The organism is Rhodospirillaceae bacterium, from assembly GCA_018660465.1.
In the GTDB taxonomy this organism is placed as follows: domain Bacteria; phylum Pseudomonadota; class Alphaproteobacteria; order Rhodospirillales; family JABJKH01; genus JABJKH01.
Map to the genome: position 1 here is coordinate 1 of JABJKH010000082.1, position 14,885 is coordinate 14,885.

Annotated in this window: 17 protein-coding genes; 9 read left to right on the forward strand and 8 right to left on the reverse strand. The window is 51.3% G+C overall.

Going from position 1 to position 14,885, the window contains the following annotated elements; all coding sequences use genetic code 11:
• Positions 1-230, reverse strand: a 230-nt coding sequence (locus HOM51_12700) for a hypothetical protein (GenBank protein ID MBT5035363.1), incomplete at its 3' end; no start/stop codon positions are given.
• A 389-nt stretch (positions 231-619) separates the two neighbouring features.
• Between HOM51_12700 and HOM51_12705 the strand changes: the two genes are divergently transcribed.
• The gene (locus HOM51_12705) at positions 620-1,057 is read left to right on the forward strand and encodes a DNA-binding protein (protein MBT5035364.1); all 438 of its coding nucleotides are present in this window, start codon (positions 620-622) and stop codon (positions 1,055-1,057) included.
• Positions 1,058-1,545: 488 nt separating this feature from the next.
• Here HOM51_12705 and HOM51_12710 read toward each other — a convergent pair whose 3' ends face one another.
• Positions 1,546-2,322 carry an enoyl-CoA hydratase gene (locus HOM51_12710; GenBank protein MBT5035365.1) on the reverse strand — a complete coding sequence of 259 codons (777 nt, stop codon included), beginning with the start codon at positions 2,320-2,322 and terminating at the stop codon, positions 1,546-1,548.
• A 352-nt stretch (positions 2,323-2,674) separates the two neighbouring features.
• On the opposite strand from HOM51_12710, the gene HOM51_12715 reads away from it, so the two are divergent.
• Positions 2,675-3,409, forward strand: coding sequence for a DUF1847 domain-containing protein (locus HOM51_12715; GenBank protein ID MBT5035366.1), 735 nt, complete (start codon positions 2,675-2,677; stop codon positions 3,407-3,409).
• A 317-nt stretch (positions 3,410-3,726) separates the two neighbouring features.
• On the opposite strand, the gene HOM51_12720 is transcribed toward HOM51_12715, so the two are convergent.
• The 4 genes from HOM51_12720 to HOM51_12735 all read right to left on the reverse strand — a co-directional run bounded on the left by HOM51_12720 (position 3,727) and on the right by HOM51_12735 (position 5,620).
• Positions 3,727-4,410: a class I SAM-dependent methyltransferase gene (locus tag HOM51_12720; GenBank protein MBT5035367.1), complete on the reverse strand. Its 684-nt coding sequence runs from the start codon at positions 4,408-4,410 to the stop codon at positions 3,727-3,729.
• Between the two features lie 105 nt (positions 4,411-4,515).
• Positions 4,516-4,722, reverse strand: a complete 207-nt coding sequence (locus HOM51_12725; GenBank protein MBT5035368.1) for a hypothetical protein — start codon at positions 4,720-4,722, stop codon at positions 4,516-4,518.
• A gap of 151 nt (positions 4,723-4,873) precedes the next feature.
• The gene (locus HOM51_12730) at positions 4,874-5,188 is read right to left on the reverse strand and encodes a hypothetical protein (protein MBT5035369.1); all 315 of its coding nucleotides are present in this window, start codon (positions 5,186-5,188) and stop codon (positions 4,874-4,876) included.
• Positions 5,189-5,197: 9 nt separating this feature from the next.
• Positions 5,198-5,620, reverse strand: coding sequence for a VOC family protein (locus HOM51_12735; protein MBT5035370.1), 423 nt, complete (start codon positions 5,618-5,620; stop codon positions 5,198-5,200).
• A gap of 185 nt (positions 5,621-5,805) precedes the next feature.
• On the opposite strand from HOM51_12735, the gene HOM51_12740 reads away from it, so the two are divergent.
• The 5 genes from HOM51_12740 (at position 5,806) to HOM51_12760 (ending at position 10,909) form a co-directional block, all read left to right on the forward strand.
• Positions 5,806-6,540 carry a sulfite exporter TauE/SafE family protein gene (locus HOM51_12740; GenBank protein ID MBT5035371.1) on the forward strand — a complete coding sequence of 245 codons (735 nt, stop codon included), beginning with the start codon at positions 5,806-5,808 and terminating at the stop codon, positions 6,538-6,540.
• Between the two features lie 155 nt (positions 6,541-6,695).
• Positions 6,696-7,778 (forward strand): tripartite tricarboxylate transporter substrate binding protein, encoded by a 1,083-nt coding sequence (locus tag HOM51_12745; protein ID MBT5035372.1) that lies wholly within the window; start codon positions 6,696-6,698, stop codon positions 7,776-7,778.
• A gap of 124 nt (positions 7,779-7,902) precedes the next feature.
• Positions 7,903-8,466, forward strand: a complete 564-nt coding sequence (locus tag HOM51_12750; protein MBT5035373.1) for a tripartite tricarboxylate transporter TctB family protein — start codon at positions 7,903-7,905, stop codon at positions 8,464-8,466.
• 3 nt (positions 8,467-8,469) lie between these two features.
• Entirely contained in the window at positions 8,470-9,960 is a 1,491-nt protein-coding gene (locus HOM51_12755; protein MBT5035374.1) for a tripartite tricarboxylate transporter permease, read from the forward strand.
• Between the two features lie 25 nt (positions 9,961-9,985).
• Positions 9,986-10,909 (forward strand): NAD(P)-dependent oxidoreductase, encoded by a 924-nt coding sequence (locus HOM51_12760; GenBank protein MBT5035375.1) that lies wholly within the window; start codon positions 9,986-9,988, stop codon positions 10,907-10,909.
• Here the strand turns inward: HOM51_12760 and HOM51_12765 are convergent.
• Positions 10,906-12,021, reverse strand: a complete 1,116-nt coding sequence (locus HOM51_12765; protein MBT5035376.1) for a 4-oxalomesaconate tautomerase — start codon at positions 12,019-12,021, stop codon at positions 10,906-10,908. The genes HOM51_12760 and HOM51_12765 overlap by 4 nt on opposite strands.
• Positions 12,022-12,199: 178 nt before the next feature.
• Between HOM51_12765 and HOM51_12770 the strand changes: the two genes are divergently transcribed.
• Positions 12,200-13,114, forward strand: coding sequence for a DMT family transporter (locus HOM51_12770; protein MBT5035377.1), 915 nt, complete (start codon positions 12,200-12,202; stop codon positions 13,112-13,114).
• Here the strand turns inward: HOM51_12770 and HOM51_12775 are convergent.
• Entirely contained in the window at positions 13,111-14,184 is a 1,074-nt protein-coding gene (locus HOM51_12775; GenBank protein ID MBT5035378.1) for a mandelate racemase/muconate lactonizing enzyme family protein, read from the reverse strand. The genes HOM51_12770 and HOM51_12775 overlap by 4 nt on opposite strands.
• 138 nt (positions 14,185-14,322) lie before the next feature.
• On the opposite strand from HOM51_12775, the gene HOM51_12780 reads away from it, so the two are divergent.
• Positions 14,323-14,838 (forward strand): DUF2059 domain-containing protein, encoded by a 516-nt coding sequence (locus HOM51_12780; protein ID MBT5035379.1) that lies wholly within the window; start codon positions 14,323-14,325, stop codon positions 14,836-14,838.
• Positions 14,839-14,885: the final 47 nt, after the last annotated feature.

Below are 14,885 nucleotides of genomic sequence, written 5' to 3' on the forward strand. Positions count from 1 at the left end.
ATTGAACTTTTTTCAATCTGTTTTATTCCATAACTAAGCTTTTCATTTAGCTCCTCAAAACTCAATTTTTCCGCAGAAATACGCCACTCCTGTAAGATATTATCGTATTTTGCGTCGGGAGAAATTGTGGCCATTAAGTTCTTGAATTTTTCGTCGTTGGGAGCGGCAATAAACATCTCCATTTCCCCTAGTCGAATCGAAATATTCGAGGTGCTATCCAGTGAGATCATTAACGGGTTCCTTTTTTTAACGACCGTATAATACGAGCTATTATAAATACTGTCAATGGGCGTTTTTAAGAGTATTATTTTGACCACTTAGATCGTAAAAAAGGGATGGTTTTGAATCGTGAATTATCTTCCGACTGTCCTGCCTAATTAACCCCTGGTGATCTAACCACAGAGAACACAGAGGTGGACACTGAGGAGGTTCTTTTTGGGGTGTGGGGGTGGCTTTGCGTAATCTGAGAAACTGCATCGCGCTTGAATTCTTCGGTGTCACGTCGTGCTGACATAATCTTAAACGCCTTTCTTCATTTTTAAACTGCAAGGTGTCGACACATCTAGGGCTGCTCAGTTATCTTTAAATAAGATAAGCATGATCTCGAAAGGCGAGAAAAATGAAGGCGTTTGAAAAAAAATTAGGTCGAATTTTTCAGCTTCAATATGAAAAGGGAGATGATTTTTATTCCAGTTTAAATGCGTTTGTAAAAGAAAAGAAAATTATGGCGGGCACTGTTTTTGTAATGGGTGCATTAACTCAAACAGAAATGATTTCTGGTTATAAATCAATGAACGGGTATGACGTAGACCGAAGAAGTTTTAAAGATTGGAGAGAACTTTTCGCTTTAGGTTTTATCAGTTGGCCAGAAGACCCTCCCGCTGCGTTGCTCCCTCATGAAAAAGAAGAATGGGTTAATCCAAGCCCTTATGTGCATATTCATATGGCATTAGGTGGTGGTCCTGGAAACAATGAAGATGTCCTCTGCGGGCATTTGAATGGTGGGACAATCAAAGGTGGAATGACCCTTGAGATTTATGAGCATCTTCATATTTAAAAGGCGCTCATGACTGACATAACCCGAGTCTCACGGCACGGGGTCACATCTTGAATTGTGAATTCTCTCCCGGTGACCCTGACTAATTAACTCTTGGTGATCAAACCACTGAGGACGGTGAGGAAGCTGAGGGTTCACTGAGAAGGTTCTTGGTGGCTTCTCCTGCTTTACGCGCCCTTCGACACCGCAAAGATTCTTCTCAGTGTCCATCTCAGAGTTCTCATCTTCCTCAGTGGTAAGGCGGGCGAGGGGATTGAGTTGGATTGTGCGGCGGGAGGCTGTGCCGCTGGGCGTCCTTCGAGACGGCTTCTTTGAAGCCTCCTCAGGATGAGGATGTTAAGTAAGGTGTTGAAAATAAATTACCAAAAATCAATAACCTCATCCTGAGGAGCGCCAACGGCGCGTCTCGAAGGACGCTAAGCGGTACATTCTTTCCAACAACCCTGCCGCCTAAATCTTTACCCAATCAAGCCCCCACACCCGCAACATCACTTCCCCGTCCACACGGGTTTTGTTTTCTCGACGAAGGCTTTGACGCCTAATTTAAAATCTTCGCTGCCGTAGGTTTGGCGGATGAGGTCTTGATCGTCAGGGGCCGGGTCAGTGGCCAGTCTTGCCAGGGCTTGCTTGGTGGATCGGAGCGTGACCGGCGCGTTGGTGCTGAGGGTTGTGGCGATCTCGTTGGCCCGGTCGGTGATCTTATCCGCCGCCACGATCTCGCCTAAGAACCCAGCGGTCCTTGCTTCGTCCGCATCCAGAATCTCCGCCGCCAACAACATTCTGTTGACCCGGGAAACGCCGAATACCGACACCAGCGTCGATATATTTTTCGCCGAAAGACAATTGCCGAGGGTGCGCGCGATGGGCACGCCGAAGCGCGCGTCCGGGGTCGCAATGCGAATGTCGCACGCGGCTGCAATGGCCAAGCCACCGCCCACGGCCCAGCCTTCAATCACCGCCAACACCGGCACGGGAACCGAGACAAGGGCATCGAGATAGACTTCGACATTTTTTTCGTATTCGATGCCATCTTCGCCGTCGGTAAATTCTTGGAACTGACCGATATCGGTTCCGGCAATGAACGCCTTACCGCCGGCCCCCCGAAGCGTGACGGCGCGGATATCTGAATTTTCGGTGATGGTCCGACAGGCCGTCGCCAGTTCGTCATACATCTTCCAGGTCATCGCGTTGCGGGCCTGGGGGCGATCAAATACGACATGCCCGATGGGGCCATCTTCCACATACGTTACGGAACCTTTATCCATCTTTCTGGGTCCTTATTGGGTTTGGCCTTATTGGCTTTGGCCTTATTGGTGATACGAAATTGTATCAGTCATAGGACGACTCCCGCGCTGACGCAAATTGGAGCCCCCCGGGGTCAACAGCGACGCACAGGATCACGTCTTGAATTGTGAATTCTCCTGGCGACCCGGCCTAATTAACTCCTGGTGTTCTCTGTGGTTAAAACTTCGTTTGATGTGGGGTTCGGTTTTGTTGGGGTGGTTGTGCCACCCTTTCTCCGACTTGACCTCTATCAAGGCGGCGGGGGCGGGTTCGATTTAGCGTTGGGGCAGATTGGACGATTGCCGTCCTTAGAGCTTAAAAAGGCGCCCCGATATGACAGCCCAAAATCCAACCGCAAAAAAATCTAATTCCGAGTCAAAATATACTGACCCCGGGTGCGCCTATTGCCCGCCGACCGTGCGCGCCTGCCGTCAGGGCGAAGACGAAGAACGCGGCCCTGGGTTTTGTCCGTCCAAGGTCAATCCCGACGGCATGGAAGCGGCCCGCCAGATATATGAAGACCCGTTCTTTCACCGGGTCGCACAGGAATCAGCCCGGGTTGAAGCGGAAGGGTATTGCAAGTGGACGCGGGTCGAAGAAATTTGCGAGTTTGCCAAGAAGATGGAGTTCACCAAGATCGGTATCGCCACCTGTATCAGCTTTGTCGATCACGCCAATACGCTCAGTCAAATTCTGGAAAGCCACGGCTTTGAAGTGGCGTCCGCCGCCTGCAAGCACGATGGCATTCCGAAAGAAGAGGTCGGCCTGAAAGACCATGAAAAGATACGCCCAGGCGGACATGAATCCATGTGTAATCCGATTTCCCAGGCCCAGTTGCTGAATGATGCAGGTTGCCAATTCAATGTTGTCTTGGGGTTATGTATTGGCCATGACAGCATGTTTTTCAAACATTCCGAAGGCTTGGCCACAACCCTTGTCGCCAAGGACCGGGTGCTGGCCCACAATCCGATCGGCGCACTGGCGCTGGCCGACAGTTATTACGATCGAGTTTGGGGTCCGGACCAGCCTGAAAAACCCTATAAAATTCCCCGCCAAGGGCGCCGATAAAACCGCGAGTACTGGTCTCGCTCCGAAACAGCTTGGGGCCTCGATAAAATAAACACACCCCAACATATCGAAAGCCCCGAGTCTTTCATCGGGGCTCTCCCTGGCGCTCTTGGCGCCGCCCAGTCAGGACCGCCGGGCCTAATGATCATCAGCTTGTCTTTCGACTTTGCTGTTAGGTGGTATCAGTTTCTTAACCTCCGTCTCCGTTCTTGACCGTGACTTCATTATAGGGAAAAATAAGTATCTCGCCTTGATCCAGGTCATTGTCGGGAATTTTTTTTTGGCCTAGATATTCCCCATCGTCCCTTCCCAACCTCTTACCCCGCCTTACGCAGCAAGTTCACCCGCATCGGCTGATCGAATTCCAATCCGGCCTCCGTCTCGCGGCCGAGGCGTTCAAAGGTTTGGCGGAGGGTTTGTTCGTTATCGCGGATTAATTGTTCACGGGCGGCATCGACGAGGATTTTGGCGTCGCGATAGGTTTCAAAATCTTTGTGTTTGGAGACATGAACGTAGGCGACTTCTTGGGTCTCGTTCAAGCCGAGTTTCGGCGCGTCTTTTATCACTTGATAGGCAACGGCGCGGACCTCGGTCTCGTCTTCGAGCAATAGGCCGAGTTCAAATTGCGAGCCTTTGGCCAGAGGTTCCAAAATATATACATGACCACCCGGCACCAACACGCGCGCAGCTTCAGACAGGGCTTTTTCCTGGGCGTCAACGGGTACGTGATGGAAACTTTTAAAAAAGACTACGGTATCGAACGATGCGTCTTCGAAGGGGATATTTTCGCCGACGCCTTCCATATAGGTCTCATCGCCTGCAGGGTCTGCGGCCCGGGCCTTGGCGAGCGGTAAAGCGCCGCATTCCAGGCCAGAGACCTTGGCCCCCGCCTCGGTCATCATGCGCACCAGTACCCCCGGCCCGCATCCGACATCCAGCACGCGCTTGCCAGCTAAGTGGAGTATGTCTTGTATTACTTCTGTGTTGTTGCGCCGTTCCACGGTTACCGTCCCTCCAAATACCAACTCGTTGGATTGGCATACGAGCATCGTCGGCGGGAGACGGCCTTGATGTAAATCAAATTTGGAGGCGTGGTGGGGGCGGCGTTAGGTTCCGATTTGCTTGAGCATGCCCATAACTTCTTTCCAGTTAAACATCGCCACAAACAAGACGGCGACAATGGTCGTTAACCAGAAAACTGACTTTATGATCCGACTGCGCTGGCGGTCTTTGAAGGCTTTTTTCTCTCGGTCTGCCTTTCGTTTTGCCGATCGTGCAGCAGATTTTTTATCGATCTCTTCGTGGTCAACCATTTAGCTCACCCCTCTTTTTCAAATCTTATATTCTTCCAGACGCATGCTTAACCATGTTATGTGATATTTATTAACGCAATATTACAAATTGATAATTGTATATTGGGGGGGCGAGAGATGGTGGGTAGAATAACAGTAGCATAAGAGCCGCTTACTTCCCCTTCCCCTTCCCCTGGGCATAGGCCAGGGCCTCGTAAATATATCCCTCGTACCCGTCTTCGAATTCAGATGGGATCAGCACCCATTCTTTGAATTTTTTCTTGGTGAAATTGAATTCGTTGCCGTCTCCGGCGGCGATGATTTCGTCAACACGGGCGGGCGAGACCTTGACGATAAGTGAGTCTTCTTTTTCGAACATCATCGCCATGAAGTCGCCTTTGTAACGCAGGCACGGGGACTTCATCATGGTCGATTCTTCGACGCCGGGTTCTTGGATTATTTTATCTACCACGACGTCGTAGCGCATTAGATCATCCTACTCGGCGTCGTTTTCCAAGCCCTGATCTACGGTCTTTTGGAAATACCCCATGCGTGCGAATTCGATCACCGCATCACCGGGGCCGGTCATTTTGACGGGGACGGTTTCGGGCTTACCTAAGATGCGGTAGCCTTTTGATTTGGCTTCGGCGACGGCCGCATCGAGGTCATCAGTTTCGAACCCGGTGTGGTGGATGCACGGGCCAGCTGACGCGTACTTAGCTTCAACGCTGTCGTCATCTTCATCGTAGGCAACCAGGGTAAAATCCATATAACCGTCCGTAAGGTGACAGGAAATATGATCCCGGGTCTTGGACTGACGACAAAACTTCATGCCGACAGTGTTCATGTAAAAATCTTTCTTTTCTTCTAGATCAGCCATCGCAATCTTAATGGCGACGTGGCGCATGATGCTTGCCATGATTGGGCCCCTTAAATTCTATCAAGGCACACCGGTCGCGCCCTGTTTGGAACGATGCTAATCGACAGATAAATTTTGGGCAAGGTAAGGACCAATTACTCCTTTTCCTCCCGCCCTCCGCACGTCATGGTGTGCACCTTATTAACCATCCCCTGAGGAGCCCTCCCCTGCCTGATCTTACGACCTTGGAATTCGGAATTGTTGCTGTCGCTTTACTGCTTGCCGGTGTGATCAAGGGAGGTGTCGGGTTTGGATTACCGATGGTCGGGGTCACGTTGTTGACCATCGTGATCCCGTTGGAATTGGCAGCAGCAATTGTCACCGTGCCGATCGTCATCAGTAATTTTTGGCTGAGTGTTCAAGGCGGTCGGTTCTTCATCATGGTCAAACGGTTCTGGCTGATGATGCTGGCGCTGGGGGCTGGGGTGTTTACCGGGGCGATGATCCTGGTCGGAGTTGATCCGTCAATTTTGTTTATTGTTCTGGGCGCAATGGTATTGGTGTTCTCTGTGATGGATCTCACCAATTTCAAGTTTCCACCGCCGGAAAAGGTCCATATCGGCTGGGGTATTGGCGCCGGGTTCTTTGGCGGTATTACCGGCGGGATATCCACCATCTGGGGACCGATCATGCTGATCTACCTCTCCATGCTGCGCCTGACCAAAGATGAATTCGTCTCGGCCATCGCAGTAACGTGGTTCGTTGGGTCGTTGTTCCTGGTGGCGGCGTTTGGATCATTTAACGTCCTGACGCTTGAGACTGCGACCCTATCGGCCATTGCCACCGTGCCCGTGATCGCAGGAACCTTCCTAGGCCGCGCCGTCCGGGATCGAATCAGCCAGGAACGATTCCGAAAATTCGTCTCCTGGTGCCTATTGCTGGTGGCATTGAATCTCCTGAGGCGCGGATTCTTAGGCTGAACCCCGTCAATTGGTTCACCGCGTGAAACGATGTCTTATTTTTTGGCATTTGCCGTTGACGCGGAAGCGCAAATTGGCGCAAACTTTTTTCGTCAGCAAACTAAATATATGAGATCAAAATTAAGATCTTTAAACAAAAACAGGGAGATTGTTTCATGAGTCAATGGAATGACTGGAATAGACGACAATTTGTATTGGGTGGCGGCGCCGCGCTAGGCGCGTCTGCGTTGCCCTTTGGTGAGGCCCAAGCGGCTTCATATCCAACCCGGCCCATTACCTTGGTCGTTGCGACCAAACAGGGCGGTGGCGTCGATGGCGTTTCACGCACAGTTGCACCGATGATGGAAAAGACCCTAGGCGGCGCGACCATCAACGTTGTTAACAAGACGGGTGCCACGGGTTCTATCGGCGGTACGTTTGTATACAACAAGCCGAATGATGGTCACTGGTGGTTCGCCTCTGGTGGCTTCAACCGAGGTCTTCGTGCGCTCGGTCTGATGGACCACACGGCCTGGGAACACTGGCAGTACTACGGTGCTGATACATCAATCATGAGCCTCTCGGTTCCGCCTAATTCTCCGTACAATTCCGTCGGTGATCTAATCAAAGCGGCGAAGAAAAACCCCGGCAAGCTCAGAATGTCCGGCAACGGGTTAGGTGGCACTTGGCACTTAGCGGCATCGCTGCTTATGAGCGTTACGGGCACCGACTTCCGGTTTGTACCTTATAAAGGTGGTAAACCTGCAACGACGGCAGCGCTCAAGGGCGAAGTCGATGTTGCATGTAGTGGCCTGCATGAGCAGTTAGACGTGGTTAAAGCTGGCAGACTGAAGCACTTGGCCATAGCTGTCAGCAAACCGCGGAAAATCCAAGGTGTGAGCCTCAGGGCAATCACGGAAGATGTTCCAGAACTCGAAGGCAAGACACCCGTTGGTGGTGGCATGGCCATGGCCTTGCGTCGCGATACGCCTGTCGCGATATTGAAAACGGTTTCCAAAGCTTGGATGGATGCTGTTGGGTCCAAAGAGTTCCACGAAAAAGACATGCGCAAACCTCGCTTCCCGAACCCTGTTGTGGGCGCGGATGCGGACAAGCGTGCTGCTCTTTGGGAAACTGTTGCTGCCAACTTGTTGCATGGCGTCGGCAAAGCGAAGAAATCTCCAAAGGACTTGGGCCTGCCAGCCATCAAAGATTTCGAAAGCTGGTGGCCGCCTAAAGGTTACAAGCCTCGGATGTAATTTTGGCTCTGTGACTGTGTAATTAATAACAAAGGCCCGCTCTCTATCTCCGACGATCCAAGCAGATCGTTGGGAGGGGGAGCGGGTCCGCGTTATTGGATTAGAATTTTGTTAGGTAGTTACGATGAGTGAATCTGAAGAATCTCCACCAGTCAAAAGAGAAAAAGGGTCTTCGCTTCTGGTAAGCGGCGCGCTTGTTCTGATATCGGCTTATGTCTTTATTGCGAGTTTTAGCATTCCGGCACCCGAGGGCTGGCAAACGGCACCCGGCATGTTGCCCATGCTGTTGGGGGGAAGCTTATGCTTCATGGCGATCCTCATTTCTATTGAGGCCATTCAGAACGGTGCCTGGATTTCGCTTAAAGAGATGATCACGCGAAGTGGTCCGAAAGAAGAGTCAGAGACACCCTTGTGGCGGGTTTTATCCGCCGCCGCTATGATCGGCATCTTTTATTTTGTCTTGGTCCCGAACCTTCACTTTGAAATTGCGGCCGCCATATTCATCTTCGCCATGACAACGGTGTTTTGGACAGGAAGCTCCATTGTAAGACGTCTATTGTTGGCGGTGTTATTACCATTTTTTATTACAATTTCGTTTCACGGATTTTTCGGCATCCCAATGCCAGGCGAGACAAATTTTGTCCAAGAGGTCCTCTTCCATTGGAAGAGGCAGGCGGGCGGGGGCTGAACCATGGCATTTGATTGGACATTCGTATTTACCTGGGAAGCACTCCTCGTATCTGCACTGGGCTCTGCGCTTGGCATCGTCTGGGGCGCAATGCCGGGACTATCATCGAACATGGCCGTCGCCTTGATGGTCGGCTTCACCTATAAATTATCGCCTGAAATCGCAATTGTTTTCTTGATTGCGGTATGGGTCGGCACCGAATTCGGCGGCGCCATTTCGGCCATTCTCATTAATATCCCGGGCACGCCGTCCGCCGTCCCAACACAGATGGCCGGTTATCCTTTGGCGCTTCGGGGCGAAGGTGGCTTGGCCATCGGCACCGCGCTGATGTTCTCCATGCTGGGCAACTGGGCTGGGCTGATTGCGCTGGTTGCATTTGTTCCAATCATGATCGCCATCGCGCTGCAATTCACTGTGTGGGAGATGTTCCTGCTGGTGATGCTGGGCGTCGCTATTTCGGGTACATTGACCGGTCGCGAAAAACCCATCAAGGGCTGGGCCATGGGCTGGTTTGGCTTGATGATCGCCATGGTCGGAAAGGATTTGATCCACGGTGTAGATCGCTTCACCTATGACATCAATGAACTGCGCGCGGGGATCAAATACCTGCCGGTGCTCATTGGCTTGTTTGGTTTGACCGAAGCCTTGAACGTACTTAGTAAGAAACAGCATAAGGCGGTTCCCAGCAAAGTTGGGCGCATCATTCCGCCCGTTAGTTATATTGGCAAGTATTGGAAAACGGCGCTGCGTTCCAGCGCTGTCGGCACCATCATTGGTGCCATTCCAGGTGCCGGTGCCAATATTGCGGCCTTTGTTTCCTATACATTAGGGGAGCAAGCATCGGGCAAGAAGTTCTCGGAGGGTGACGTTGAAGGCGTCATCTGCGGCGAAGTCGCGAATAACGCCAACGTCGGCGGCGGTCTGTTGCCGACGATGACATTGGGCATTCCCGGCAACAGTTCGTCGGCCTTGATCATCGCGGCCCTGGCGCTGCATGGGATCATCGTTGGCCCCAACATCAACCATGATCATCCCGGGTTCATGTATTTCTTGTATGCGACCCTCCTGGTCGCAAACTTCTTCATGTATACGACCGCATTTGCCGTGGTGAAGCCAAGCGTTTACCTGCTAACACTTCCGGTGGCAGTGGTGATGCCGATGGTGATAATGTTTGCCTTGGTCGGGACCTTTGCTGCGACATTCTCCATGTTTGATGTGAGCATCATGTTTTGTGCCGGGCTGATTGGTTTTGTCCTGCTCAGGCACGGCTATCCGTTCGCACCGCTCATATTAGGGGTGATACTTGGGCCCTTGGCGGATGAGAGCCTTCGAAAGACCATTTGGATATTCGAAGGCAAATATGAAGAGCTTCTATTCAGGCCGATTGGGATCATCCTGTTTGTCGGTGTGATCTGGTCGTTCTATTACGGCATTAAACGCTCGCGCCGTGAGACCAAGCGGTTGGATGCAGAAATGGCACCCATTTCTAAATAACGCTTAAATAATTCAGGAAATTCATATGTCAGAAATTAAGCGTGTCGGATTTATCGGACTCGGCAACATGGGACATCCCATGGCTGGGCATTTGGCAGCAACAGGGTTTGATCTTGTCGTATACGATGTTTCGCAGGAAATGTTGGAACGGTTTATGGCTGTGCACGAAGCCACGGCGGCACGGTCCCTGGCGGAGTTAGGGCGTGACTGTGATGTCGTGATCACCATGTTGCCAACCAGCAAGATCGTCCGAAACGTGCTACTAGGCGATGGATCAGGGGGATGTGTTGCCGACGGATTAGAAGCCGGCAATACAGTCATCGACATGAGCACCTCTGATCCCAATGATACCAAAGCAACGGGCAAAGAACTCGAAGCCAAGGGCATTCGCATGGTCGATGTCCCTGTTTCAGGTGGCGTAGTTTTTGCAAAAGACGCGTCGTTATCCATGAACATGGGCGGCGAGCAGGACGTGCTTGAACACTGCAAACCGATCTTTGATACGGTCGGCAAGGATACGTTTTATTGCGGCCCCTTGGGCGCAGGCCACGCGATGAAGGTTCTCAATAATTATATCGTCGGCACGCACTTAATTACGGTCTATGAAGCACTCGCAATGGGGCGTCGATTTGGGCTTGAATTTGATGTCTTGTTGCCCTCGATGACAGCGGCAACGTCCGGACGCAATGATGCGCTCCTTAAAAAGGCGACCCCTTATGTTGAAAAGCCCGACCATGCGACCGGGATGTTCCTCGCGTTATTATCTAAAGACATGCGCTTGGCTGACGAAATGGCCGAAGGCATCGGCGCGTTTGCCCCAATTGCCAAACAGGCCGCCGCCCTTTGGACGGAAGCCAGCGAAAAATACGGCGGTGACTTGGATCAGTTGGAAGTCGCTCGCCTATGGGAAGACGGATCTGAAGTCGTGCTTAAAAACCCGAAAGATTAAGCCGCCTTCGGGTCTGTCGCCTTTTGATGCCCCTCCCAGACGGATGCCGGGATAAAGACTTTCCCCTCAAATAACCACCGGGCTGTGCGGATCAATCCGCCCTTTACAGGTTTGATGTCCGTGCCGGTTCCTTCGGTTTCCAATTGGACCTCTATTTGGCCCGTGGGGTGCTCGATCACAACGGGATAAACCGGACCATCGCCAATGTTAGCAACTTGGTTGGCCACGGACCCCGGCACGACACAGGCCGTTGAGACGCATAGGGCGCCTGTTCCGGCGTGGGCAGAATGACATGTCTTCGGTGTGAAGTACCTGGACGTAATCGTACCACCGTTACGCGGTGCGGACATGATGCCAATTTTAGGAATAACTTTTCCACGTGCATCGCCGAGCCCCATCATTTCCGATGCCTTGAGCCGGATGGGCTCCATCTTCGCGAACAAGGCGTCATTGGCCTCCAATTCCTCCTTCGACTCATTGCCTGAGACACCTAAGTCTTCAGCCTTCATCAACACCATAGGCATGGCGACATCGACACAGGTTATAGAGACCCCATCAATTACATCCACCACGTTGCCCGTGGGCAGCATCTTTCCGGTTTTTGAGCCGACGATATTGAGCCAGTTCAGAACGATGGGTGCGCTGGTCCCAGGGACCCCATCAATGGCAGTATCGCCGACATAATTCACCTGACCACCTGGGGTATCCACCACAGATTCGATCAACGCGCTAATATTTTCATGATAAATCCTGACCAGCGTTTTACCGTCCTGAGCCTTTACCAAACCAGTCTCGATGGCGAACGGACCAATGCCTGACAAAATATTGCCGCAGGGAGGATTAAAATCAACGAAGTCGTCTTCGATCTGAACTTGAGCAAACAAATAATTTACGTCCGCGTCATCCCGGTCGCTGGGCGAAACGATGGCAACCTTACTGGTGACAAAGTCCGCGCCTCCGATCCCGTCGATCTGGCGCGCATCAGGTGAGCCCATGGCAGCCATTAAGACCCGGGCTATACCGTCCCGGTCTGCCGGAAGATCGCTCGCATGGAAATATGGGCCTTTGGAGGTGCCACCGCGCATTAAAACACAGGGAATAGCCGTCTGCATAATTAGCTTCCTTGAAGAATAGGTTCTTTGTTGAAACCTACTATATCACAATGAATCGACTTGAAAACGGTATGCGAGACTTGCAATGCTGCCTCGCATTCAAACGATTGCCATGGTATGGGCTACAGCACACCGTTATTATATCGAAAATTTATATTATTCTAAAAAGGCACTCGACTTGACTTCACCCGGTACTGCCTTTCTACGTCTGCCCAAGAATACCCAAGGCGTTCTATGGATGATTTTGGCGACATTTGTGTTGGCGACGGTCAATGTCATCGTCAAGCATTTGACCAATGACTACTCGGTCATGCAGTTGGTCTGGGCGCGGTATATCTTTCACATCGTATTGGTCGTGGCATTTCTGCGTAGTAAATTTTTTCAAGGGTTCATCACTGATAATATTAAAATACAGTTGTCCAGATCTGCTCTACTGGCCACGGGAACGGTCCTGTATTTTGTAGGACTGATTTATGTTCAGATCGCCGAGGCCAGTTCATCGTCATTTATTATACCGGTCATAGTCACAGCCTTGGCCGCCCCAATATTGGGCGAAAAGGTGGGGCTCCGGCGCTGGATCGGTGTGCTTATTGGCGCAATCGGGGCGTTGATTATCATCCGCCCGGGCATGGGCATGATGCATATCGCTATTCTGTTTCCATTCGGCACCGCATTCGTTCACGCCTTCTATCAGATTTTAACCCGTAAGCTCAGTGGTGCCGACAGTTCCATGACGACGCTCGCTTACACTGCCGTGGTTGGAACAGTCCTTTCTAGCCTCGCAGCTCCGTTCTATTGGACGACGCCCGACCTTGAAGGATGGGTGCTGATGGCCTTAATCGGCATACTCGGGGGTTTGGGTCATTATTTTTTAATTCGGGCCTATGAAAACGCCGAGGCCCCGGTCGTCGCCCCCTTCTTCTATACCCATTTTCTATGGACCACATTATTCGGCGTGACCGTATTCGGTGACCTACCCGATATGTGGACGTTTATCGGTGCCGGCGTTATTTTCATGAGTGGTCTCTACATCCACCACCGTGAAAATGTACGTAGAGTCGAAGTCAGCGCACCGAAGGACCCTAATATTTAGGCAAACCGTTCTGGCGCTTCCTTCAAGTGAGCGCTTAATTTATCAGGATCAATTTCCGCCTTATAGCCCTTGGGCAAGACGATATCACCATTCTCAAACGGCAGAGGTTCCTTAAGCAATCGGTCCTTAGGTTTCAGAAAACCGTTAAATTCTCCCGCGTTATTCAGCTTGGTCTGTGCAATACAGGCTTCCATCCAACTCATAATCTCAATCGACGTGCCGTCGCCCAGGACCGCTTCCATGCCCAGTTCCCGAATAAGATCAATCGCATCCGATAGCAAATCGATACCGCCAAAACGTTTTAGCTTTACCTTACAGAGCATTACACCGTCGATCCCACCGGCCCGTTCGATATCGGCGAGGGAGCAAATGGGTTCATCCAACATGATCGGCACGGTGGAAACTTTCGCGACTTCGGCATTGCCATCCCAGTCTTCGGTCGGACAGGGTTGTTCAAATAATACGATGCCTTCCGGGTTCAAAGCGGAAGCAAAGCGGCAGCCTTGCTCTGCATTAAAGCCGCGGTTGGCATCCATGCGAATATCGGCCCGACCGTTAATTGCTTTTTGGATAACCCCAACCCGTTCCAGATCCGCATCTACATCTTTGCCGACCTTCAATTTAAAGGTCCGAAACCCTTCGGCCAGCCGGGCTTCTACTTCAGCCTCAATGGCAGCAGCATCTAGGGACTCAAATGGTGTCAAAATTGGAATGCGGGTTTCTTCAGCGACCTCCAACATAGGATGGCCTTCCATCATTTCGATGGCGGTGATCAACCCGGTCGCAGAAATCTTGCTGGCAGCCATGGTCGACCGCAGCAAAGCCTTGGCCTCTTCAGGCGTTGAACCGACGATCTTTGGTGCATGCTCCCGCGCGTAGGCCAGTCCCCCTTCCGGCGTTTCCTCACTAGACCCCCGGGATATCTGAATTTCGCCCCACCCCTCGCGTCCATCACTGTCTCGCACCCTGATCACGAACGGCTCGAACGCATCGAACTGTCGGTAGCTAAGTTTATAGGGACGGATCAGAGGGAAGCTGACTTGATGGATGAGAATTTCTTCGATTTTCATTGGGACCGCTTTCAATTTTGTGGCAGTCCTAGTTTGGCAAAAAATTACCGACCTAGGCAAGGCAGGCTTATGAAATATTCTTTCGCCCAAAGTCTAAATATGCCACTTTAACGCCTCAATTTTATGGGAAAAATTTTTATGAGAAGCAAGCCGATAGCATTGATCAGCGTGTGCATTGCCCTGACTCTTATTGGGCTCTTAGCAACAACAGTCTCCGCCCTAGCGCAAAATGCGGAAAAGCAGAACGCCATCGTTGGCCTGGTAAAAATGACCGGAGCAATAAGTTTAACTCAACACGTTATGAAGCAGCACCTGTCGCTTATTCTTGACTTGATCGAGACCAAAAATAAGGACCTTACACAAAGTCAAAAAAGCATCATTACCGGCGAACTCGTTGCCGGTTATAACGAGAGTAAGCCCGACACAATTGCCAAAATTTCATCTCTTTATGAAAAGGCTTTTACCGAGCAGGAAATTCTCGACATCGTCGCCTTTTACAAGACGCCAACCGGTAAAAAGATCCTTCGCGTGAGCCCGAAATTGGCGAAAGAGAGTCTGCAGTTGGGTAAAAAATTAGGCGAAGACCTGGGGCGGCCTTTGTTCGAGAGAGTTTGGAAGCGCATGAAAAAAGAAGGCGTAGAGTTAAAACTATAAATGCTTTCAGCGACGCAATGGCTTGATTTTTCCCCGTGATTCCGTCA